The organism is Hahella sp. NS-SX17 (assembly GCF_057367735.1).
Genome location: NZ_CM170632.1, coordinates 1,060,039 through 1,083,002, shown reverse-complemented (window position 1 = coordinate 1,083,002; position 22,964 = coordinate 1,060,039). Strand labels below are relative to the sequence as shown.

Below are 22,964 nucleotides of genomic sequence, written 5' to 3'. Positions count from 1 at the left end.
TTAATTAGTAAGAGCGAATGTTTCTTACCCAGGCTGGAGGTGGCTTATGCCTGTACAATTGTTGAAGAACTTCCTCGATGGACATCAAGTCCGGTATGTGTCGATTCAGCATTCTCCCGCCTATACGGCGCAGGAAATCGCTCAATCCGCGCATATCTGCGGGAAGATGCTCGCAAAAACCGTCATTGTCATGATGGACGGCAAGTTCGCCATGGCGGTTATGCCCGCCACATCGCGTATTCGTTGGGACCGCTTTATACGCGCGATGGGAACGGACTTTATTGAACTGGCGGACGAAGAAGACTTCAAAGACCACTTCCCAGAGTGTGAAGTCGGCGCCATGCCTCCCTTCGGCAACCTATACGGCATGTCTGTCTACATGGACGAGCATCTGCGCAATAACGAAGAAATCGCTTTCAGCGCCGGCACCCACAGCGAAATTCTGCGTATGCCCATGAACTCCTATATAGACTTGGCGCGGCCGCTGGTTATGAACGAGGGCTTCGTACAGCCGAACAGTCCACCGGTGCAGCGGGTGCGGCAAGGTCGCAAACGCGCCCACAGGCACGCCTGACCCCAGGAGCCTTAATATTCGCCAGCAAAGCCCGGCAGTGTCGCCGATATACAAATATCTGACGTTTGTGCTGGCGACGTTATGTCTATGCGCGGGCTACGCCAAGGCGGAAAAACCCATGCTGGTTCTGGGCGGCCCGCCATGGCCGCCTTATCTAAACGAAGATCAGCCCCATCGCGGCCTGGCCACCGAAATCGTTGAATCCGCTTTTAACAAAGCAGGGTATCCAGTGGAGATTAAAATACTCCCTTGGCCGCGCCTGCTGCGCGCTGCGGAGTTCAAGGAGGTCGATGTCATGATTGGCCTTTGGTGGACGCTCGAAAGAGAAGAAGCCTTTGTCTTCTCCTCCCCCTACTATGTCAATGTCATTGGCTTCGCTGCGCCAACGGCCAGCACGTTTCAGCCATCGCGCCTCAGCGATCTCACCAACGCACGTATCGGCGTACGTCAGGGAGGTCGTTTCTGGAGCCCTTTTGATTTCTCTACTTCGCTGAATAAAATCACCGTCAATACCACAGAGAGCGCGCTCAATATGACCGCTGTCGGACGTCTGGATCTGACAGTTGAGGATGTCAGAATTCTGCAGAACCTCATCAATCATGATGAAAGGCTCAGCGAGAATCTGAAGATACTGCCACTGCCACTCGTATACCGGCCCCTGCATATGGGCGTACGCCGCAATCTGGCGAACGCGGAGGAGATCACCGCTGATTTCAACGCCGCCTTGGCGGAACTTCTACAGAGCGGCTGGGTGGCGACCATCTATCGGCGTTACGGCATTGCGGAAAGCCCCCTGGATATCCTTACCCGCACGCCGCCCTCCATGGCCGACGAGTAAGGCCGTCCATACCCGCGCCAAGGCTTTGCAGTATCCTTCCTACTTCCTCTATCATTAGACGCCCGGCTTTTCCAGCCGCCTGGAACGCACTGATACGACTATGACAGACAAGCCTTCTTCCCAATCCGGCGTCGCCCCTGACTATGACATTATTATCGTCGGCGGAGGTATGGTTGGCGCAGCCATCGCCGCCGCATTGAAGAACAGCTCGCTAACCACGGCGGTGATTGAAAGGGAACTACCCGCCCCTTTCAATCCGAAAGAAGCGCCGGACTTGCGAGTATCCGCCATCAACTACGCCAGCGAGCAGTTTCTGACCGAAATTGGCGCCTGGGAGCATGCACAGCGCATGCGGGCCCACCCTTACCAACGCCTGGCGGTATGGGAAAAACTGGGCGATCCGCTGGGTGTGCGGCTTTCGTCAGTAATCAACAAAACAGAGTTCGACTCGCGCCAGGTCGGCCACGCTCATCTTGGCCATATTGTTGAAAACCGGGTCATACAGTTAGCGCTGCTGCAGGTTGTCGAGCAAGCGAATAAGGTAACGTTGATCAGTGGTCGGCGCATTAACGCCATCAACTTCCGCCAATCGCTTCCTGAAGTCACGCTGGATGATCAAACCACTCTGCGCAGCCGGTTGGTCATCGGGGCGGACGGCGGCTCCTCCCTGGTTCGGGAGCAGGCGCAACTTGGGTTGCTTAGCGACGCCTATGAGCAGCATGCGTTGGTGATCAGCGTGGCGATAGCAGGAGAGCCTCAGAACATCACGTGGCAGGCGTTCCGGCCACATGGGCCATTGGCGTTTCTGCCACTATGCGCCATCGATGGCGTCGCTTACGCCTCTCTTGTGTGGTACGACCAGCCCTCCAGGTTAAAGGCGTTGCAGCAACTCTCTCACGATGAATTTATACAGGCGCTGCGCAAAGAATTTCCCCATCAGCTACCGGAACTGCTTCAAGTTCTGGGCAAAGGCTCATTTCCCCTGGTGAAACGACATGCACAACACTATGTCGCACAAGGCGTAGCGCTGGCGGGGGACGCCGCTCATACGATTAACCCTCTGGCTGGACAGGGCGTCAATCTCGGCTTTCAGGACGCCGCCGCCCTCGCCGAGGTGATTCGGCAGGCCCGCGAGAACGACCACAACATTGGCGACCTTCAGACCCTGCGGGAATACGAGCGACTGCGCCGTGGCCAGAACCTGAAAATGATGACGCTGATGGACGGTTTTTATTACGCTTTCAGCAACAATCTGGCCCCGGTTAAGTTAGCGCGTAACCTTGGGCTTGGGCTGGCGGGCCTACTGGGACCCGCGAAGCGCAAAGTCATCGCCTACGCCATGGGTTTGGATGGCGCACAGGCGGACCGCCCGCTGACGCGCTGATTGAAACGTCAAATACGACAACATTGTAAACGCAGCCAAAGGATGCAAGACCATGTCTGAAACCATTTTCAGCAAGATCATCAAGCGGGAAATACCCGCCGATATTATCTACGAGGACGAGTTATGTCTGGCGTTCAACGACATCAACCCTCAAGCGCCAGTGCACTTTCTGGTCATTCCCAAAAAGCCGATCGCCACCATCAACCATATTGAAGAGCAGGACCGGGAACTGGTCGGGCATCTATATATCGCCGCCGCCAAAATCGCCAAAGAAAAAGGCTTCGCTGACGACGGCTATCGCGTAGTGATGAATTGCAACGAAAACGCAGGGCAAACGGTTTTCCATATCCACCTCCATGTTCTGGCGGGCAAACCTCTGGGGTGGCCGCCCTACACAGACAAGCTCAAGGTCTAGACAGTCTTTTGCAGTGGCGGCGGGACTTGGCGACCGGTTTAGTCCTTCGCCGCCGCTTCCGAAACGGCCAACGGCGACTCAAATTGCGCAGGGGCCCGTTCCAGCCAGCCGCCAATGCGTTCCGCCATATCCTCTGAGTGTTTGATCCAGTTGAAGTGCCCCACTTTAACGCCACCGAAATCGGCGTCCGTCAAACGCCAATGCGTCACCTCCGCCGCCGGCATTTTAGAATATAAATTCACCACGGCCTGCGCCGGCGCTAATTCATCCGACGCGAATGAAATGGCCAGCACAGGCTTGGTGACGGCTTCCAGCAGACGCTCATAATTGATCGGGCTGCGCTCCGGGTAATAATCGCCTGTACGCGCATTCCGCGCCCAATCTCGAATAAGTCGGCGCGCCTCTCGTCCAGCAAAGCCGATTCGATCCCCTGGCAAGTACCCCAGTATCTCGCTGACCCCGCGCAGCAATTGTGTGCCAGCGAGAGTCCTCAGAGGCCTGGGATAACCCTTGTAATATACATTGCAGGACGCCAGCAGAATTAAACCGGATACCGACCCTGGCCGCTCAGCCATGTATAAGGAGCTCAATTGTCCGCCCAGACTGTGGCCAAGCAACCAGACCGGCGAATCCGGCAGGTGTAGCCTCACACAGTCAACGACTGCCGGCCAGTCATACTGGATCATTTCATAGAAGCCAAAATTATTGCGTCGAGAGGCGCGCACTGAGCTACTGCCATGCCCACGCAGATCCGCTGTCGCACAATGTACTCCACGAGCGGCCAGCGCCTCAGCCAAAGGCGCATAGAAGCTGGCGCGCACGCCCATGGCGGGCATACAGACAATGACCGGCGCCTGCAACCTCTTCGCACGATAAAGAGATAATGTGGAACTCACTTGATCCTGGCTGCTGATCGGTAAACTTTCAGGGGACATGAAGAAGGCTCTCTGAGACCAATGTTTTATACGCTAACATCGATTTACGAGGAACGATAGGACCCGGCTTAACAGCGCCAGGGTCCAGACCAAATGGCTGATCAGGTTCCGTTAATCGCCAGATGCGCGGCGATTGACACGGCGTACCCGATGAAAATAGCCCAGGACCATTTCAGGTGGGACAGAAAGGTATAACTGCCCTTTGACTGGCCCATCAACGCTACTCCAGCCGCCGAACCAATCGACAGAAGGCTGCCGCCGACGCCTGCGGTGAGCGTAATCAACAGCCACTGGTTAACATCCATATCCGGCTCCATTGAAATGATCGCAAACATCACTGGAATATTATCCACCACAGCGGAAATCGTGCCGGCTACAATATTGGCGACAGTGGGGCCCCAGTTATCGTACATGCCATGGGACATCATTTGCAGATACCCCAGTGTCGCCAAGCCGCCGACACAGAAGATCACGCCAAAGAAGAACAACAGGGTGTCCCACTCAGCCCTCGCCACCCGTCGGAAAATATCAAACTGAATGTCGTCCTCCACAGTTCCTGTCCTACGTAGAAAATAGGCGAAGAACATCAGAGCGGACATGCCCGTCATCATGCCAAGAAACGGGGGAAGGTGGAAAAAACGTTCGAAGCACACTGCGGTGGCGATCGTCAGTAGAAACAAACAACAGATACGCACGCCGCCCCGCTTTATCGGCGTCAACCCACCCCGCCCGGACGGCGCGCCATTGGGCAGAAAGAAGTTCATGATCAGCGCAGGCGCCACAAAGTTCAGTACAGAAGGAATGAACAGCGCGAAGAATTCTTCAAACTGCACCTTCTTGGACGCCCACACCATCAGAGTAGTAATGTCGCCAAAGGGACTGAACGCCCCGCCTGCGTTGGCGGCGACCACCACATTGATCATCGCCAAAGAGACAAATTGAGTATCTTTGCCCCCTACCGCCATGATGACGGCCCCCATCAACAGCGCAGTTGTGAGGTTATCCGCCACTGGCGAAATGAAAAACGCCAACCATCCCGTCACCCAGAACAGCTTACGATAGCTCATGCCCTTGTGAACCAGATACGAGCGTAAGGACTCGAAGACATGGCGCTCCTCCATCGCGTTGATAAAGGTCATCGCCACCAACAGAAATAAGAATAAAGCGCCGTATTCCAACAAGTTGTGCGAGACGGCGCTGTGGATCTCGTCATCACTGCGGCCCATGTCCTGCGCCACGCTGGCTACCAGGACCCAGATTAATCCAGCGGCGAAAATAACCGGCTTGGATTTCCTTAAGTGCAATACTTCTTCCGCCATGACGGCGATATAAGCGACGATGAAAATGATAACGGCGAGTATCGCCTTGGGTGAGTCAGTGGCGTCGAGGACGAGCATGCCTCCTTCAGAGGCGTAAACAGGACCGGCCGTACACAGCAGACCGCCCAGCAGAAGTGGAAGTTTTCTCATTCAGCTAATCCGTACTTTAGTTCTCGGTTATTGTTATTGAGCGCGCCCCTGTCAACGATTTACTACAAACCACCGCCTGCAGGCGCAGAACATAATGAAAAACGTTGAAATTTTATGGGCTGGGAAAGGAATGCGCAATTAAGCTTAAGTCTCTGATGGCTTGTAGCCCCTAAGCATAATCCGGATAAAACGCCGAGGTTGTTGATATGCGTCAACCCCGGGACAAAGCGAATTGGTTACAGTTGCGCTCAGCGCTGGCGGAATAGCGGCAGGACTGAACTCAAGGGGTCCGGCGATGTCGCAACGCCATCCGGCGCTCCATCCGGTTTCGACAGGGTGGTCGCCCGCGGGTCATCTCTCCCTCCTCCCGACCCGCGGGCAACTTATCTTTTTAACGTTCTATCCCAACGCCTTTGATCGCAATCAAAACAGCAATGATCAGACAGTCCGTTATTGCGCGCCCGCCAACTGATTCAGCCTGACGCCTAATATTTCGGAACGCTCCTCCAGCACATCGAACAGGGCGCTTTTCAGCGCTTCTACGAAACGTGAACCGGTATCCGTCCGGGCGAAGGCGATATAGCCTTTCATATCATCCAACGGCACATCCTTATAGGTATAGAGGTAGTTCAGATACACCTGCTGACCAACCATGCCACGCATTGAAAAACGGCGCTCTTCGATCACACGCTTTAGATCCTGATACGAGGGTATTTCAGGCCCTCTGACAACCGACGTAATCGCAGCCGCCATCGCAAGCTGAATGGTGACGGTATTATCCAGCATGGAGTCTGTAGCGCGGGTAGCGCGGTCATAGGCGGAGAAAAGATCTTCCCGCTCGCTGCCTTTACTTTGTTCGCTCAGGCGATCCATCCTGCGCTGCGCCTCCGCATATTCTTCCGTGCTCATGGAGTTGAGCTCCGCTGAGACGATTTTCTGGCCCATGGGCGATTGATACCAAAGTAGCACCTTGCGCATTTCCGCTTCTGACAGTTGCTGCTCCAGGCGGACGCCAACCTGACGCTGCAGATCGTCGGCGTTATAAGCGCCATCCACCACCCGCTCAAACAGACCCATCAGGTCTTCAGAAGCGCCAGTGCGACGGATATTGGCGCGAATCCCGGTTTTGATCATATCGGGGTATCGCTCCAGCAATTCATCCACCCCCGTCTGAGCCAGCAAATTTGCGGACAACGATACGTCCGTTTTGATGGCGAAAGCAGGGGCGGAAAGCAGAAGAGTGGACAACAGACAGATAACAGCACGGAACAACATCATATGAGAGCATCCCAAAACAGCGACAACAGGAAGACACGGCGAGCGGCATGAATCCGTTCGCCTGACTTCCAGTATAGTTGCCTAAATTTTCGGCGCTTTGGAAAACCGGCTTATCTTACAAAAACCTACAATTCACTAAGATAGTTAACCAGACTGTCGCGAAGAAAGGATTCGTAACGCCAGACGCGGGTGGTCAGCTTTTCGGGTCGACGATAGAGATATACCCAGGCAGTCAGGCGACCGCCTCCAGGCGTTTTGACTGCACAGTAACGGCGAACATAATCATCGCCTTCATAGTGGTCAAGGCTGGCTATGTCATGAGGAGTCAGTCCGTGATAGAGGTGTCCGGGGCAAACGGCGCTGCGATCGCGCCAGACGCCAGGGTATGCCTTGCCGACAACTTGCAGACAGCGGTATCCAGGCAGTCTGGCGGCGGAGGCTTCGGGCGCCCATCCTAAAAGTCGCTGCATGACGTGGGGATGACGCAGCGTGCCATAACAAAAAAACGGCGTAGACAATTCACAATTCCTGATAACAGTTGTTGAAACGGGAACGCTAAACGCAAAAAACGCAACCGAAGCTGCGTTTTACCATGAATAGATCCGCCGGAAAATGATCAGGACTTCTCGATCAGCTTCTCAGTCTTCTCCAGCGAAACATGACGCACGTCTTTGCCCTTCACCATAAAGATGACGTGCTCACAGATATTTCTGGCGTGGTCGCCGATGCGCTCCAACGCCCGCAATACCCACATGACGCTGAGAATACGGGAAATACTGCGGGGATCTTCCATCATGAACGTGACCAATGAACGCATCGCGGTTTTATATTCGATGTCCACGGACTTATCTTCTTTCATGACTTCAAAAGCCAGGTCTAAGTCGAAACGAGCGAAAGCGTCCAGGGCGTCGTGCACCATCTTTCCAACATGGCTGCCGATATGACGCACTTCCACGTAGCCGCGGGGCGCTTCGCCTTCTTCCTGCAGCTGCAACGCATTCTTGGCGATCTTCTCCGACTCGTCGCCAATACGCTCCAGGTCGTTAACCATCTTCGCAATCGCCACCACCAGACGCAGATCGCTCGCCGTGGGCTGGCGCTTGGCGATGACCCGGGTGCATTCCTCGTCGATGGTAATTTCCAGTTTATCGACGTCATTGTCATTCTGGCGCACCATCTCGGCCAGTTCCGAGTCCCCGCGGACCAATGCTTCAACCGCGTCCGCCACCTGCTTTTCCACCAGGCCGCCCATCACCAGTACATGGTTGCGAAGCTCCCGCAAATCCACATTGAACTGTTGAGAAATATGCTGCAAATGAACGTCTGAGTTCGCCATATATGCTTCCTATTACTAATTTTCGCCGGGGAAAACCATTACCCGTAACGCCCGGTTATATAATCTTCTGTCTGCTTGCTGGACGGGTTGGTGAACAGCTGGTTGGTGCTGCCGAATTCAATCAGATCGCCCATATACATGAACGCAGTATAGTCCGATACCCGCGCCGCCTGCTGCATATTATGGGTGACGATGACGATGGTGTAATCGTCTTTCAGCTCATGGATCAATTCTTCAATCTTCAGCGTCGACAAGGGGTCCAAAGCTGAAGCCGGTTCGTCAAGCAACAGAACCTCTGGCTTCACCGCAACGGTGCGGGCGATAACCAGACGCTGCTGCTGACCGCCGGACAAGCCCAAGGCGCTGTCGTTCAAGCGATCTTTGACTTCATCCCACAACGCCGCCGACTTGAGCGCCCACTCAACCGTTTCGTCCAGTACGCGCTTTTTGTTAATGCCTTGAATGCGAAGACCGTAAGCCACGTTTTCGTAAATGCTCTTGGGGAAAGGGTTCGGCTTCTGGAACACCATGCCCACCCGACGACGCAATTCCGCCACATCCACGCCCTTGCGATAGATGTCTTCCTTCTCTAACAGGACCTGACCGTCAATACGGCACCCATCCACCAGATCGTTCATGCGGTTGAAACAACGCAGCAGGGTGGACTTACCACAACCTGACGGCCCGATGAACGCTGTCACCCGCTTTTGCGGAATGCGCATATCGATGCCGTGCAACGCTTCTTTCTCGCCGTAGAACAGCTTGAGCTTATTCACCTCAAGGGCGATCGTCTCATTGTCGATCGACAAATCCTCCATCGAGCGCTCAATCGCGCTAATGTCGATACCGTGAGAACGGTGCTTGGATTCGTTGAATGGCTGATCTTCGTTCACTACGTTCTGATTGGTCATAGTTTCACTCATTATAGTCCTCCCCACCGGCTTTGGGGCGTCATCCGGTTCAGGTTACATCTCAAGGGCTTTGTACTTTTCACGCAGGCGGTTACGAATCGCCACCGCACTCAAATTAAGCAGTGCGATCACCGCCACCAGCAATAGGGCCGTCGCATAGACAAGTGGCCGCGCCGCTTCGACGTTCGGACTCTGGAAGCCGACATCGTAGATATGGAAGCCCAGGTGCATAAATTTTTGGTCCAGGTGCAGATAGGGATAGTTTCCATCCAGCGGTAACGACGGGGCCAACTTGACCACGCCCACCAGCATCAACGGCGCCACTTCCCCGGCCGCGCGCGCAATCGCCAGAATCACGCCGGTCATCATGGCCGGACTGGCCATCGGCAGAACAACCCGCCACAGCGTCTCCGCTTTGGTGGCGCCCAGCGCCAGACTGCCCTCGCGGATTGAGCGGGGGATACGGGCCAAGCCTTCTTCCGTAGCGACAATCACCACGGGCAGCGTCAAAATCGCCAGTGTGATGGACGCCCACAACAGTCCGGGAGCGCCAAAGGTCGGCGAAGGCAGCGCTTCCGGGAAGAAGTGATCATCAATGCCGCTACCAATGAAGTAGATAAAAAAGCCCAGACCAAACACGCCGTACACAATAGAGGGAACGCCCGCCAGGTTGTTGACCGCGATGCGGATGATGCGCGTCAACGCGCCCTGGTGCGCATACTCTCTAAGATAAACAGCGGCGATAACTCCTAAAGGCGTCACCAGCACGGACATGATGATCACCATCAACACGGTGCCGTATATAGCAGGGAAAATACCGCCCTCAGTATTCGCCTCTCGGGGGTCGTCGCTGATGAACTCCCAGATCTTAGCGAAATAGAACCCAATCTTTTCCCCTAGTCCCATCTGGTTCGGCTGGAAGGCGCGAACCACCTTAGACAGAGAGATTTCCAATTCTTTGCCGTTCATCGCCCGCGCTACCAGGGCGTCGCGCTTAATGTCCTGGTACAGCTCATTCAGGTCCTTCTGCAACGTTTCATAGGTCGCGTTCTGCTCAGCGCGTTCCGCTTCAATTTCAGCCATGGCTTCCGGCGTCTTACTGCCATCCAGTTCAAGACGGCGTTCCTTCAGACGCAGGCGTTCCAAGGCGTAGTTAATCTTGCCGATTTGCTGCTTTTCGATATCGTAGATACGATCGTGCAGCGCCAAAGCGCGATCAATTCGCGATTGTAGTTCATCCCAGGCGCCTGACCCCGAAGCGACTACCGAGCCATTTTCCTGGACGGAGACGAGGTAACCGTAAAAGTTGCCCCACTCGCGACGTTCCAGCGCTATCAACTCCTTGGGATAGCGCAGGTCGCGCATACGGTCGGCCAGCACCCAACGGAAGTCGGAGCCCAGCACGTCACGGTTGCCGGTCTTGATAAGATCGCGACGCATATACTCAACACCCGGCGGCACTTGCACGCCCGCAGCAATCAGCTGCTCCGCCGGGACCTCTTCCGTTTCAACGATCTCGCCAATCAGCAACATGGTTTTGTCATTGTCGCCAAGATAGTCCGCTTCCATCAGACTATGAGGCCAGAAGTGGGCCAGGCCGCGCACGCCAATCAGCAGCAGCAGGCCGAACACCATCACCAGACAGATTGATACGGCGCCGGCGTTTATCCAGATCCAGGGATCGCCCTTGTTAAACCAGGTTTTCAGTGAAACGCGCATTCTGTTCTCTCGGTTCTCTCAGATTTCTTTACTGCCCATCGGACTTTCGCATTGATTCAGCGCGACCTTAGATCACGCTGTACTTGGCCCGCAGACGCTGGCGCACGAATTCAGCAACGGTGTTCACAACAAAGGTGAACAGGAACAGCACGAACGCCGCCAGGAACAAGATCCTGAAGTGGGAGCTGCCAACTTCGGACTCCGGCATCTCCACCGCAATATTGGCGGCCAATGTGCGCATGCCCTCAAAAATATTCATATCCATAATCGGCGTGTTGCCTGTCGCCATGAGCACAATCATGGTTTCACCAACAGCGCGTCCCAGGCCTATCATCAGCGCGGAAAATATCCCTGGGCTGGCGGTGGGCAGTACAACGCGAATCATGGTTTGCCATTGTGTCGCGCCCAGCGCCAAAGATCCGTAGGTCAGATGCTTGGGCACACTGAACACGGCGTCTTCAGTAATGGAGAAAATCGTGGGTATCACCGCAAAGCCCATGGCCGCGCCAACCACAAGCGCATTACGCTGGTCATAATCCAGACCCAGGTTGTCTTTCAGCCAAAGGGGCATATTGCCGGCGAACAAAGCGACCTCCACCGCAGGACTGATGGCGAAGCTGAGCCAGCCTATAAAACAAATGACCGGCAGTAACAGCAATGCCTCCCATCCTTCCGGCACTATCAGGCGTACGGACTGCGGCATATTCGCCCAGGCGAAACTGAACAACAGAATCGATATGGGCATAAGCACCAGTAATGTGAATACGCCCGGCATATGGGACTCCATAAAAGGAGCAAAGAACAAGCCCGCCAGAAAGCCCAGGATTACTGTCGGCAGCGCCTCCATCAGCTCGATCGCCGGCTTCACTTTACGGCGCAGCGTCGGAGACATGAAATGAGCGGTATACAGGGCGCCGCAAATCGCCAGCGGAATCGCAATCAACATGGCGTAAAACGCCGCTTTGATGGTGCCGAACACCAATGGCGTCAAGCTGTATTTGGGCTCGAAGTCGTTACTGGCGGCGGAAGACTGCCAAACGTAATCAGGCTCAGCGTAGCCTTCATACCAGACTTTGCTCCAAAGCGCTGACCAGGATACATCCGGGTGTTCGTTGTCGATACTCCAGAAGTGCAGTCGGTCATCTTGAGACTGCAACAACATGAAGTTGGCTCTGGGCGCGACGGACATGTGTTTGACGTCGCCTTCAACGATCTGCTCTTGCAACAGGTTGCGTTCCGCAGTGGTATTGAAAATCGCCGCCTGACCTTGAGCCGTGGCGACCAGGAAGCCCTTACGCCTTGGCTCCACCGCGATCTTGGCGATTGCCGCCTCGCCCGCCTGGAAGCTGCGAACATTCTGTAAGTGGTACTGATTTTCTGAATCGCGAACGGGAAACCATTGGCGTATTTCGCCGCGGTTATTGCCAATCAACAAGGAATATCCGCCCAGCAAAAACCTCATATCAGTAATCTGAGAGCCTGACGCCACCGCATCAACTCGCGCAATCAGATCTGGAGACTGCTTATTGGAAATGTCGTACATATCCAGTTTGCCGCTTTTAGTGGCGATATAAAGCCAGCGTGTGTCCGGGCTAATCTGAATAGAAACTATTTCACCGTTTACAGACGGCATGGTGACGGAGGATTCTTCAAGCGTCACATCGCCTGTCAGGAAGTTTTCTTCTTTCTCAAAAAAGCTGGCGAACAACTGATTTGACACATTCGAGCCGACAACCAGCAGATAGTCGTTGTTGTCACGCACCGCTACATGAGTCAGCGCAGCTCCTGACGGGTCCAACGCCATCGGTGACTCGCCATAAGGAAACTCCAGTGAGGGCGTGATCACCCTGACATTGTCCGGCCAGGTGATTTTATAGGTATGCTTGAAAATAACGACGCTTCCATCACTCACGCCCGCCACTACTGTATTGGAGCCTGGAGCGCCCTCATTGACGCCCGTCAACACAGCGCTGTCAGGAATAGGAAGCCGGGTTTCGGAATCAAGTGAGCCGTCCTTCAGGTTAAAGAACGTGACATTGCCTTGAGCGTCGAGGCGAACGCCTTTTTCAGCCTGCTCTTCCATTCCCAGTATAAGCGTCTCGCCTTTCTCTCCCGGGACGTCGTAAGTAGCGACGGAAGACACTGACGCAGACTCAAAGATCGGCGCCACTTCATACAGTAAGTAAAAGAAGATGAGGGTGACTGCAACAATGACGCTCACACCGCCCGCAGCGATAAACCCTTTCGCCATTTTGTCTTTCAGGGTTCGGATACTGCGGTGGCGTTTGAGCTGGGGGGTATTGAAGTCTATCTCTGGGGCTTTGACAGATACCGCCTCATTCATAGTGAAATCCCAATATTAAAAGATGCGCAAACGATAGCGGCAAAATGTGACAGTTATGTTACAACCCTGTCACATTTGTCGCTGTCGGAGCCTTCATTAAAACAAAGAGATTTTAAGCTTCTGTGACAGCTTATCAGGACGTAAAGCCAGCAGGCGCCGAACCTCAGCGCAACCTGCCCGTAACGCGCAATTTAAGGGAATAGAGAGAGGAGACGTTAGCAGGGACGAAGTCAATTCGTCCCTGCGTATTGATGACGATGCAAGACTGGTTACAGCAAGTTGGAAAAGTCGCCGATGCGTTCTTGTAACAATGCGTTGATGTCCACCAGCCCGTTCAACTCACTATCCAGTCCGCCGACTTTTTCGCTGACGATCTCATTCAATTTCGCCTGCACCTTGCCGGTCAGCTTCTTCTTCTCCTCGTCGATCAGTCCTTTCACGCTCTGAGACAGAATTTTGTCCAGACTGGAGGTGATTTTCACTTCAGGGTCCTGCAGGGCGCCGGAGGCCAGCATATTCACATCAAACTGAGAGATATTTTTCAGGGCGTTCAACAGCGCCTTTTTAAGAGGAGCGCTCTCTCCCTCTAAAAGATTAGCCAGTTGCACCTCCAGGAATTTAGCGTCGACATTCATCGCCAGCTTACCGTCAGTGATTTCAGCTTTACCCGCAATCGCAGCAATCGCTTTGCTCAATGTCACAGGGAAGTCTTCCTTGTCAGAGAACACAATATCCGTGACAGGCAGATCCTTCAGATCAAAGGAAAATGAGTCTTTGGCGATAGCGGTGACATGATCAAGGACGCCCTTGAAGTCCAGCTTGCCAACGCCCTGCGCCTGACTTTGCAGCGCCAATTGCGCAGGTTTGCCCCAAACATCCGCGCGATCTGTCAGGTTGTTGAACTTGCCGGAGAATGGCACATCCTGCTGTGGGATAGGCAGCTTACCGCTGATGCTCAGCGTCTTCACCAGGAAGCGCGGCAAGCCATCGCTGTAATCGGTCGTGTCAGGCTCGGGAGCCGACTTTTGCGTTTCTTCGCCTGATCCATTGATGTAAGGCTGCAAACGGCCATACCACATGTAGGCGTTGTTCGCCCACTTGGCCACTTCATCGCCGAATAACGCTTTCGCCAAACCTTCCCATGCCCCTGGATTCAACCCAGCCAGCTCCATCACTCGCTTCATATCTTCCTGCGGCGCGGCTTTGACTTTAGCCAGATCCGCCTTCAATTGAGCAACTTCTTTTTCCAGGTCAGACTTGGCGTCGCGGATTTTTTGTAAATCTTTCTTGGCGTCGCTCTGCAAATCCTTCACTTTGGCGACAGCCTGCAGTCTTTCGAGAGGATTCTTCGCTTCTTTGAGGGCTTTGATGCGCTGCTTATAGCTTTCCAGAGTTTCTTTGTTAGGCAGAGCGTCGATGCGTTCTTTCCAGGCTTTCTTGCGTGCGGACAAAGAGGCTTCCATTTCTTTGGCCATCGCTACGGTCTTGAGGTCCACTCTGGCCAGCAACTCATTCGGATCAGGAATATCAATCGCCGGCAGCTTCATGTCTTCTTTGAACTGATCAACCAGCGACGGCTCTTGACTAGGTGGCGGCGTCAGGCCAGGCACCGCGCCAGTGACCGACCGCGCTGTATTAAACCGCATGCCTTCCAGCGCAGCAGTTTCCACAATCACTTTGGACTTTAACAACGGCTCCCAGTCCAGGTTGGCGTCAATCAGCTCCGCTTCAAAAGCATTGGTCATGGGAGCCTGAGGGTTGGTCACCTTCAAACCATAAATTGAAGCCCCAAGCGGGAAGAAACGGACATCTACAGAATCTACTTCAACTTTGGCCTTAACCGCTTTGGTGCCTTCTTCTTCAATCGCAAATTTGGCGATGATATCGATAAAAAAGAGAGCTGCTATGACAATTACGATCAACAGAACGAATACATAGCCAACAAACTTAAGTGCGCGCATGGCTTTTCCTTATGCTTTTCTTTGGCAAGAGAGTTACCCCAATAACCGCATAAGATAGCAAGGAGGATGTGAAATGTGTATGGCGGGATTGCGGGGATTATGCGTAGAACCAAAGCAGATAAGTGCGCCCCACCAAAGAAAAAACCGCCTGCAAGAGGCGGTTTTCTCAATCAGCTCGTTCTGACTGCTGGGCGTTCTTACAACGCCAGCTCTTTCAGGTACTTGCTGGTGACGGAAGAAGGCAGAGGCACATAGCCGTCTTTCACTACCACTTCCTGGCCCTGCTTGGACATGATCATTTTAATGAACTCGCCAACAATTGGCTCCAGGTCTTTGTTGGGCGCCTTGTTGACGTATACGTACAGGAAGCGGGACAGTGGATATTCACCAGTGATGGCTGTAGAAGGCGCGGCTTCAACGAATTTGTCGCCTTCTTTCTTGGCCAGAGGCACCAAACGTACGCTTGCTGTCTTGTAGCCGATACCGGAATAACCAATGCCATTTACGGATTCAGATACGCCCTGAACCACTGACGCAGAGCCAGGTTGTTCGTTAACGTTGTTTTTGAAGTCGCCTTTACACAGTGCGTGCTCTTTAAAGTAACCGTAGGTGCCGGAAACAGAGTTACGACCAAACAACTGGACGGAGCGGTTAGCCATGGAGCCAGTCAGGCCCAGATCACCCCAGGTAGTAACGTCTTTGCTGAAGCCGCACTTGCGAGTGGAGGAGAACACAGCGTCAACCTGCGCCATGGTCATGCCTTTAATAGGGTTGTCTTTGTGGACAAATACCGCCAGTGCGTCAATCGCCACAGGGATAGCGGTTGGCTTATAGCCGAATTTCTTTTCGAACGCTTCCAACTCTTTGTCTTTCATCTTGCGGCTCATCGGGCCCATGTTGGAAGTGCCTTCAGTCAGTGCAGGAGGCGCAGTAGAAGAACCTGCTGCTTGAATCTGAATGTTGACGTTTGGATAGTTACGCTTGAACTCCTCGGCCCACAGCGTCATCAGGTTGGCCAGAGTATCGGAACCTACGCTGGATAGATTGCCGGAAACACCACTTGCTTTACTGTAATCAGACAGCTTCGGATCCAAATCCGCAGAAGCTGCGCCTGCCCAGAATGAAGCAGCAACAACTGTGGCTGCCGCAAAAAATTTTTTTAATTGCATAGGGATGAACTCCTGGTTTCGATTGCGACGTATCCGATAGGTTCGTCGGATTGATCGCCACTATAGGATTCGAATGTGACAGGGATGTTACAAAGTGACGCCTTGTGACATTCAGATTGCAACCTGTTTTCACCCAAGGCTCATCGCATTCCCATTTCACTCAGGTTAAACTTAGCGGTTGAATTCCCGCCCCGGTTAAGGAAACGAGAGACTGCTGCACATTAGGGATTTTTCGGGCGTCGTATGCATAGATATGTCAGAAGTAAGAGCTGTGGACATGAAGGGCGGCTGACTCGGTCAGCCATAACGATAGCCCTATCTAACAACAAGAAGGAAAATCCATAATGACTAACGGCCTCACTGCTGTTGTGAGACTCATTGACGCGTTCACCGAGAAAACCGGCGCGATCATCGCCTGGCTCAATATCGGAATGGTGATCGGGACCGTTGCGGTCGTCCTGCTCCGATATGTCTTTAATAATAGCTCCATCGCTCTTCAGGAATCCGTGCTTTATATGCATGGCTTCGTATTCATGATCGCTTCCGCCTATACCCTGAAACACGACGAGCACGTTAGGGTGGATATTCTCTATCAACGATTTTCCGTGCGCGGCAAAGCCATTGTGAACTTATTGGGAACGCTTCTTCTTTTATTCCCACTGCTTATTTATATCGGCATAGAAAGCTGGCCTTACATAGCGCAAAGCTGGCGTATTCGCGAAGTTTCACCTGAAACCGCCGGCCTACCCGCCGTCTTTATCCTCAAGTCGCTGATTCTGGCGTTGGTATTTGTCCTTGGCGCCCAAGGAATCGCGGAAGTGCTGCGTAACCTCTGTCTGATAATTAACCCCAGCCATTCCAACGGACAAGAGGAGCACGACTAATATGGAATATATGTCGCTGATCATGTTCGCGGTGGTCTGTCTGGTATTACTCTGTGGTTATCCCGTGGCCTTCTCCCTCGCCGGCACCGCCCTCGCCTTTGCAGGCATTGGGGCCATGGCCGGCGTTTTTGACCATAGCTTCTTACTGGCCACGCCCAGCCGTCTGTATGGGTTGATGAACAACCAGACCTTGTTGGCGGTGCCCTTGTTCGTGTTTATGGGCTGCATGTTGCAGAAGTCAAAGATCGCTGAGAATCTGCTGGAAAGCATGGCCATGCTGTTCCGCAATGTTCCCGGCGGCCTGGGCATATCTGTGGCCGTCGTCGGCATGTTGCTGGCGGCCAGCACTGGCATCGTCGGCGCCACGGTGGTGACAATGGGCCTCATTTCCCTGCCGACCATGCTGAAAAGCAAATACAGCAAAGCGGTGGCCACTGGAACCATCTGCGCCACAGGCACCCTGGGCCAGATCATTCCGCCATCGATCGCCCTGGTTCTGCTGGGTGATGTGTTATCCAGCTCCTACCAGCAAGCGCAACGGGATATGGGTATTTTCAGCCCGGATACCGTCTCCGTCGGCGACCTTTTTGTCGGAGCGCTGATTCCGGGTCTCGTATTGGTTCTTCTATACATCATTTACCTGTTTGTATTGGCGCTGGTTAAACCCGACCTGCTGCCCGCCGGCGAAAAGCTGAGCAAACAGGAAATGCACTCACGTGAACTCTCGCTGTTACAGGATCTGGCCCCGCCTCTGGCGCTGATTATCGCTGTACTGGGCTCAATACTGTCAGGTATCGCAACGCCGACAGAAGCTGCCGGGGTTGGCGCGTTTGGCGCCATTATCCTGGCGCTTTATAAGCGTCAGCTTTCTTTCAATGTCGTTAAAGACGTTTGCCAGCAAACCACACGCGTCACCTGTATGGTGTTCATGATACTGATTGGCGCCACGGTTTTCTCACTGGTGTTCCGCGCCTATGGCGGCGATGAGCTGATCAAAGAGATTTTCACTTCCATGCCCGGCGGCGTTTTTATGGCGGTGCTGGTGGTGATGTTGGTTATCTTCCTGCTGGGCTTTATTCTCGACTTCATCGAGATTACTTTCGTAGTCGTGCCTATTGTCGGTCCAGTATTGCTGGCGATGGGCGTGGACCCCATCTGGCTGGGCATCATGATCGGTTTGAATTTACAGACTTCGTTCCTGACCCCGCCCTTTGGGTTTTCGTTGTTTTATTTACGCGGGGTCGCCCCAAGCCATGTCAAAACGACTGACATCTACCTTGGCGTGGCCCCTTTTATTGCTATCCAGGTGTTAATGCTTTGTCTGTTGGCGGCGTGGCCGTCACTGGCCACTTGGCTGCCGGAGGTGATTTACGGGCCGTAATCGCCTCCTCAATTTGGGCGCAATGACCAATCGTCGCGTCAGCGCCTAAACTTGCAGATATCGGACTTCCATAAATACAAGAGAATTGTCATGAAAGCTTCTAGTAGCTCAGCCCCAAATGGAGACCTGGCGCTTCGCGTCATCGCTCTAGACAAGGATACTAACTCCAACGGCGATATCTACGCTGGCTGGTTGATGTCGCAGATGGATCTGGCCGCCGCCAGCATGGCCGGCCGTATCGCCAAGGGCCGCACGGCAACCGTATCCGTCAAACAATTGGATTTTCTGTCTCCGGTGAGAGTCGGTGCAGAGGTGAGCTGCTATGCGCGCATGGTTAATATCGGCACCAGCTCCATGCATATCGAAGTGGAAGTATGGACCCGGGACAACCACCAGAATATCCCCCGCAAAGTAACAGAAGGCGTATTTGTGCTGGTCGCGATTGACGACTCTGGACGCATCCGCGCAGTGCCTGCCGGGGAATAACCGAAGCAAAGACGTCGGACATAAAAAAACCGCAGCCTGAGCTACGGTTTTTATCTCTGCGAGACTATCTAGGACCTGGAGTTAATGTAGGCCTTTTCTGAGATCTCATGGTATTTCCACACATTGCTGCGGAATTTTTCATAAGACTCATAAACCTTCTTCACTGCGGGATCTTTCTCTGCAATCTCCTGAATTGTCTGACGGGAGATGTCCTGCAGCTCCTTCAGCACGTCGTCAGGAAAGCGGCGGACGTCCACGCCATGGTTGTTAACCAGCTCATTCAAAGCTGCATTGTTACGCGCCGTATATTCGTCCAACATATCCTGGTTGGTCATACGCGCCGCAACTTCCACGATGGCTTGCAGGTCTTTCGGCAATGCTTCAAACGCTTTTTTGTTGAAGGTGAACTCCAGCGAAGTGCCGGGCTCGTGCCAGCCTGGGTAGTAATAGTGTTTAGCGGCTTTATGCAGGCCAAACGCCAGGTCATTGTACGGTCCTACCCACTCGGTGGCGTCAATGGCGCCAGTTTGCAGGGCAGTGAAAATCTCGCCGCCCGGAAGCTGCACCGGCGTGCCGCCAGCCCGCTGCAATACTTCTCCCCCCAGACCAGGGATGCGCATCTTGAGACCTTTCAGGTCATCCAGAGAGTTGATCTCCTTGTTGAACCAGCCCCCCATCTGCACACCGGTATTACCTCCAAGCATAGGAATAACGCCGAATGGTTCATACAGTTCACGCCATAGTTCCAGGCCCCCGCCATAGGTAATCCAGGAATTGATCTCCTGCGCATTCAGGCCGAAGGGAACAGTGGAGAAGAACTGCGCTGCGGGAATTTTTCCTTTCCAGTAATAAGCCGCTGCATGGCCTGCTTCCGCAGTGCCTTGAGAGACGGCGTCAAACACTTCCAGAGCGGGAACCAGTTCCCCAGCGCCATAGACTTTGACTTTGAGACGTCCGTCGCTCATTCGCTCGACTTCTTTGGCGAAGCGCTCTGGGGCTTCGCCCAGTCCAGGAAAGTTTTTAGGCCAGGAAGTCACCAACTTCCACTGAATGGTTTGTTTGGGCGCCTGTTGGGCAACCGGCGCCGCCGCTTCCTTATCAGCGGAACATCCGCCCAGAAGCATTCCCAACATGCCTGCGCCCATCAGGGAAAACAGATAGCGTCTTTTCATTCGATTGCGTCTCCTTTTTGTCTTTATTCTTATGTGATCTCGGCGCCTGCGCAGCCAAGTATCCAGCGCCTGCCGCCAAGCTATCTAAACCCGCTTGGAAAGCCTGTTTAGATGAGCCGGCGAGTGAGGCTGCGCTCCGCAGTATAACTCTATTTTCCGGCAAAATGACACTAGAGGAGGCGCTCTGAAATCTAACGGATCAGTTAACAGTCAAACTATCTAAATCACTTCCAGTTTGGCGTACGAAAGCACTAACCACTTACTGCCCTGATCATCGAAATTCACCTGAATGCGGGAATGCGGTCCGCTGCCCTCATAATTTAATACGACGCCTTCGCCAAATTTTTCATGACGCACCCGCTGCCCAAGAGAAATACCCGACTGCTGCGCGGATTCGCCAATTGCCCCATGCGCCGGCCCACGATCCCAAAACATAGGTTTGCTCACGACGGAGCGCAAACGCACTTCACGTAATAATTCATTGGGAATTTCACGGACAAAGCGAGAGATAGAGTGGTATTTATCCTGACCGTACAAGCGGCGGCTTTCCGCGAAAGTAAGCACCAGCTTTTCCATGGCGCGAGTGATCCCGACGTAACACAACCGGCGCTCTTCCTCCAGACGCCCCGCCTCTTCCAGCGCCATCGAATGAGGGAACAATTCTTCCTCCATACCCGTCAGAAACACCAGGGGAAACTCCAAACCTTTGGCGGAGTGTAGCGTCATCAATTGCACAGCGTCCTGCTCCGCGTCGGCCTGACGTTCGCCAGCATCCAGCGCCGCCTGAGTCAGAAATTCAGCCAGAGGCGATTCATTGTCGAGAGTCTCGTATTCCGCAACAGCGTTCACCAGCTCCAGCAAGTTTTCCTTACGCGCTTCCGCCTTATCGCCCTTTTCGTTAGCGTGATGCTCCAACAGTCCGCTGACATCCAGCATATGCTTGGTTAGATCCTGCAATCGGTTATCTTTCGCATACTCACGCAGGGTTTCGACTATTTCTATGAAACTCCTCAGGCCTGCTCCCGCCTTGCCCTTGACCAGACCCGCGCTGACCATCGCCACTGTCGTCCGCCACAATGAGCTACGCTGCTCGCGGGCAGCCTCGCGCAAGGTTTCCAGCGATTTGGCGCCCACACCGCGGGGAGGAATGTTGACCACCCGCTCAAACGCGGCGTCATCATGTGCGAAGTGAGCGAGACGCAAGTACGCCACGGCGTTTTTGACTTCCAGACGATCATAGAAACGCAGGCCGCCATAAATCCGATAGGGAACCCCATGCCGGATCAGCGCCTCTTCCAACACCCGCGACTGCACGTTGGAGCGGTACAACAGCGCTACTTCCGAGCGGGTGCGGCCCTGGTTCACCCAGGACTGCACAGACTCAACGATATAATTGGCCTCATCCTGTTCATTGAAGGCCGCATAGACATCAATCGCCTCACCTTCGCCCTGGTCTGTCCAGAGTTGTTTGCCCAGACGGCTTGGATTATAGGAAATGACATGGTTGGCGGCCTGTAAGATGGTCTGCGTTGAACGATAGTTCTGCTCCAGCCTCACCAATGCAGCTTCGCCAAAGTCATTCTGGAAGCGCTGGATGTTTTCAATCTTGGCTCCGCGCCAGCCATAGATAGACTGATCGTCGTCGCCAACCACCGTCATAGGGACTCGATCCCCCGCCAACACGCGCAACCAAGCATATTGAATGGTGTTGGTATCCTGAAACTCGTCAACCAGAATATGCTGAAAGCGTTGCTGATAGTGCTGCAGCAGATCCGGCTTTTGCAGCCAGAGTTCATGAGAACGCAGCAATAACTCGCCAAAGTCCACCAATCCGCTTTGCCGACAATATTCGTCGTAGCGCTGGTATATCTTGTTCATGGTCTGCCGCCAGGCGTCGCTACCCGGATCAATATTCTCCGGACGCAGCCCTTCGTCTTTCTGGCTGTTGATGAAATACTGCGCCTGGCGTGCGGGCCACTTGGACTCATCCAGTCCAAGCTCGCGAATCACTCGTTTCAGCATGCGCTGCTGGTCATCGGAATCGATCACCTGGAAGTTTTCCGGCAAGCCGGCTTCCCGCCAGTGCGCGCGTAACAGTCGATGCGCCAGGCTGTGAAAGGTGCCCAACCACATACCGCGCGTAGGAATATGCAGCAGCGACTCCACCCGCTCCCGCATTTCTCGCGCAGCCTTGTTGGTGAAAGTCACCGCCATTATTGCGTGAGCGCCAATGCGCTCGACTTGAATCAACCATGCCATGCGGTGCACAAGAACGCGGGTTTTACCGCTACCTGCGCCAGCCAGGACGAGCAGGTTGCGAGCGCTGGCGGTAACCGCCTCACGTTGAGCATCGTTAAGCGGGTCCAATACCGCCGTTACATCCATTGCTTAGACTTACCTCTCTCTGTTTGAAGGGCTTTGTTGTTAACGGCTTTCCGCGAAAGACATGTCAGGAAATTAAACCGCAGACCCATCTCCGATTTTATTCGAAGTGCTTGTGCGCGAGTTCACTATCGGGTTAAATGGGACAACGAACAAAAAATAACAAAATGTTACATACAATAAGCACACTAAGCCACCAACCGGAGCCGTCGCCCTCTGCGTATTGGCGGCGATTAATACTGGATAATTTTACAGCCTATTACAACATTGCATCGCTGCTTTCCAGGTCCGCCGACCGTCAAAAGCAGATATGACGGGTTTGTTTG

Annotated in this window: 19 protein-coding genes; 7 read left to right on the top strand and 12 right to left on the bottom strand. The window is 53.8% G+C overall.

Features of this window, described 5'->3' with window-relative positions; translation table 11 throughout:
• Positions 1-46: 46 nt before the first annotated feature.
• The 4 genes from AC2IBB_RS04945 (at position 47) to AC2IBB_RS04930 (ending at position 3,211) form a co-directional block, all read left to right on the top strand.
• Positions 47-574 (top strand): aminoacyl-tRNA deacylase, encoded by a 528-nt coding sequence (locus AC2IBB_RS04945; RefSeq protein WP_486331795.1) that lies wholly within the window; start codon positions 47-49, stop codon positions 572-574.
• A gap of 37 nt (positions 575-611) precedes the next feature.
• Positions 612-1,412, top strand: coding sequence for a substrate-binding periplasmic protein (locus AC2IBB_RS04940; RefSeq protein ID WP_486331794.1), 801 nt, complete (start codon positions 612-614; stop codon positions 1,410-1,412).
• Between the two features lie 100 nt (positions 1,413-1,512).
• Positions 1,513-2,796 carry an FAD-dependent monooxygenase gene (locus tag AC2IBB_RS04935; RefSeq protein WP_486331793.1) on the top strand — a complete coding sequence of 428 codons (1,284 nt, stop codon included), beginning with the start codon at positions 1,513-1,515 and terminating at the stop codon, positions 2,794-2,796.
• A 52-nt stretch (positions 2,797-2,848) separates the two neighbouring features.
• Positions 2,849-3,211: a histidine triad nucleotide-binding protein gene (locus AC2IBB_RS04930; RefSeq protein ID WP_486331792.1), complete on the top strand. Its 363-nt coding sequence runs from the start codon at positions 2,849-2,851 to the stop codon at positions 3,209-3,211.
• Positions 3,212-3,249: 38 nt separating this feature from the next.
• On the opposite strand, the gene AC2IBB_RS04925 is transcribed toward AC2IBB_RS04930, so the two are convergent.
• The 10 genes from AC2IBB_RS04925 to AC2IBB_RS04880 form a co-directional block, all read right to left on the bottom strand.
• Positions 3,250-4,146 (bottom strand): alpha/beta hydrolase family protein, encoded by an 897-nt coding sequence (locus AC2IBB_RS04925; RefSeq protein ID WP_486331791.1) that lies wholly within the window; start codon positions 4,144-4,146, stop codon positions 3,250-3,252.
• Positions 4,147-4,247: 101 nt separating this feature from the next.
• Entirely contained in the window at positions 4,248-5,615 is a 1,368-nt protein-coding gene (gene nhaD / locus AC2IBB_RS04920; RefSeq protein WP_486331790.1) for a sodium:proton antiporter NhaD, read from the bottom strand.
• Positions 5,616-6,065: 450 nt separating this feature from the next.
• Positions 6,066-6,893 carry a DUF2059 domain-containing protein gene (locus tag AC2IBB_RS04915; RefSeq protein WP_486331789.1) on the bottom strand — a complete coding sequence of 276 codons (828 nt, stop codon included), beginning with the start codon at positions 6,891-6,893 and terminating at the stop codon, positions 6,066-6,068.
• A gap of 125 nt (positions 6,894-7,018) precedes the next feature.
• Entirely contained in the window at positions 7,019-7,411 is a 393-nt protein-coding gene (locus AC2IBB_RS04910; protein WP_486331788.1) for a gamma-glutamylcyclotransferase family protein, read from the bottom strand.
• A gap of 98 nt (positions 7,412-7,509) precedes the next feature.
• On the bottom strand, positions 7,510-8,229 hold the full coding sequence (gene phoU, locus AC2IBB_RS04905) for a phosphate signaling complex protein PhoU (protein ID WP_486331787.1): 720 nt from the start codon (positions 8,227-8,229) through the stop codon (positions 7,510-7,512).
• A 38-nt stretch (positions 8,230-8,267) separates the two neighbouring features.
• On the bottom strand, positions 8,268-9,140 hold the full coding sequence (pstB, locus tag AC2IBB_RS04900) for a phosphate ABC transporter ATP-binding protein PstB (RefSeq protein WP_486333923.1): 873 nt from the start codon (positions 9,138-9,140) through the stop codon (positions 8,268-8,270).
• Positions 9,141-9,194: 54 nt separating this feature from the next.
• Positions 9,195-10,859, bottom strand: coding sequence for a phosphate ABC transporter permease PstA (pstA, locus tag AC2IBB_RS04895; protein ID WP_486331786.1), 1,665 nt, complete (start codon positions 10,857-10,859; stop codon positions 9,195-9,197).
• 67 nt (positions 10,860-10,926) lie between these two features.
• On the bottom strand, positions 10,927-13,203 hold the full coding sequence (locus tag AC2IBB_RS04890; RefSeq protein WP_486331785.1) for an ABC transporter permease subunit: 2,277 nt from the start codon (positions 13,201-13,203) through the stop codon (positions 10,927-10,929).
• Between the two features lie 269 nt (positions 13,204-13,472).
• Positions 13,473-15,164 (bottom strand): TIGR03545 family protein, encoded by a 1,692-nt coding sequence (locus tag AC2IBB_RS04885; RefSeq protein ID WP_486331784.1) that lies wholly within the window; start codon positions 15,162-15,164, stop codon positions 13,473-13,475.
• A 197-nt stretch (positions 15,165-15,361) separates the two neighbouring features.
• The gene (locus tag AC2IBB_RS04880; protein WP_486331783.1) at positions 15,362-16,333 is read right to left on the bottom strand and encodes a PstS family phosphate ABC transporter substrate-binding protein; all 972 of its coding nucleotides are present in this window, start codon (positions 16,331-16,333) and stop codon (positions 15,362-15,364) included.
• A gap of 344 nt (positions 16,334-16,677) precedes the next feature.
• On the opposite strand from AC2IBB_RS04880, the gene AC2IBB_RS04875 reads away from it, so the two are divergent.
• The 3 genes from AC2IBB_RS04875 to AC2IBB_RS04865 all read left to right on the top strand — a co-directional run bounded on the left by AC2IBB_RS04875 (position 16,678) and on the right by AC2IBB_RS04865 (position 19,084).
• Positions 16,678-17,217 (top strand): TRAP transporter small permease subunit, encoded by a 540-nt coding sequence (locus AC2IBB_RS04875; protein WP_486331782.1) that lies wholly within the window; start codon positions 16,678-16,680, stop codon positions 17,215-17,217.
• A 1-nt stretch (position 17,218) separates the two neighbouring features.
• Positions 17,219-18,598, top strand: coding sequence for a TRAP transporter large permease (locus tag AC2IBB_RS04870; RefSeq protein ID WP_486331781.1), 1,380 nt, complete (start codon positions 17,219-17,221; stop codon positions 18,596-18,598).
• Positions 18,599-18,688: 90 nt separating this feature from the next.
• A complete protein-coding gene (locus AC2IBB_RS04865; protein ID WP_486331780.1) occupies positions 18,689-19,084 on the top strand; it encodes an acyl-CoA thioesterase in 396 nt (131 codons plus the stop codon).
• Between the two features lie 68 nt (positions 19,085-19,152).
• Here the strand turns inward: AC2IBB_RS04865 and AC2IBB_RS04860 are convergent, their stop codons facing one another.
• Both AC2IBB_RS04860 and uvrD read right to left on the bottom strand, forming a co-directional pair.
• Positions 19,153-20,256 (bottom strand): TRAP transporter substrate-binding protein, encoded by a 1,104-nt coding sequence (locus AC2IBB_RS04860; protein WP_486331779.1) that lies wholly within the window; start codon positions 20,254-20,256, stop codon positions 19,153-19,155.
• Between the two features lie 219 nt (positions 20,257-20,475).
• Positions 20,476-22,641 (bottom strand): DNA helicase II, encoded by a 2,166-nt coding sequence (uvrD, locus tag AC2IBB_RS04855; protein WP_486331778.1) that lies wholly within the window; start codon positions 22,639-22,641, stop codon positions 20,476-20,478.
• Positions 22,642-22,964 lie beyond the last annotated feature (323 nt).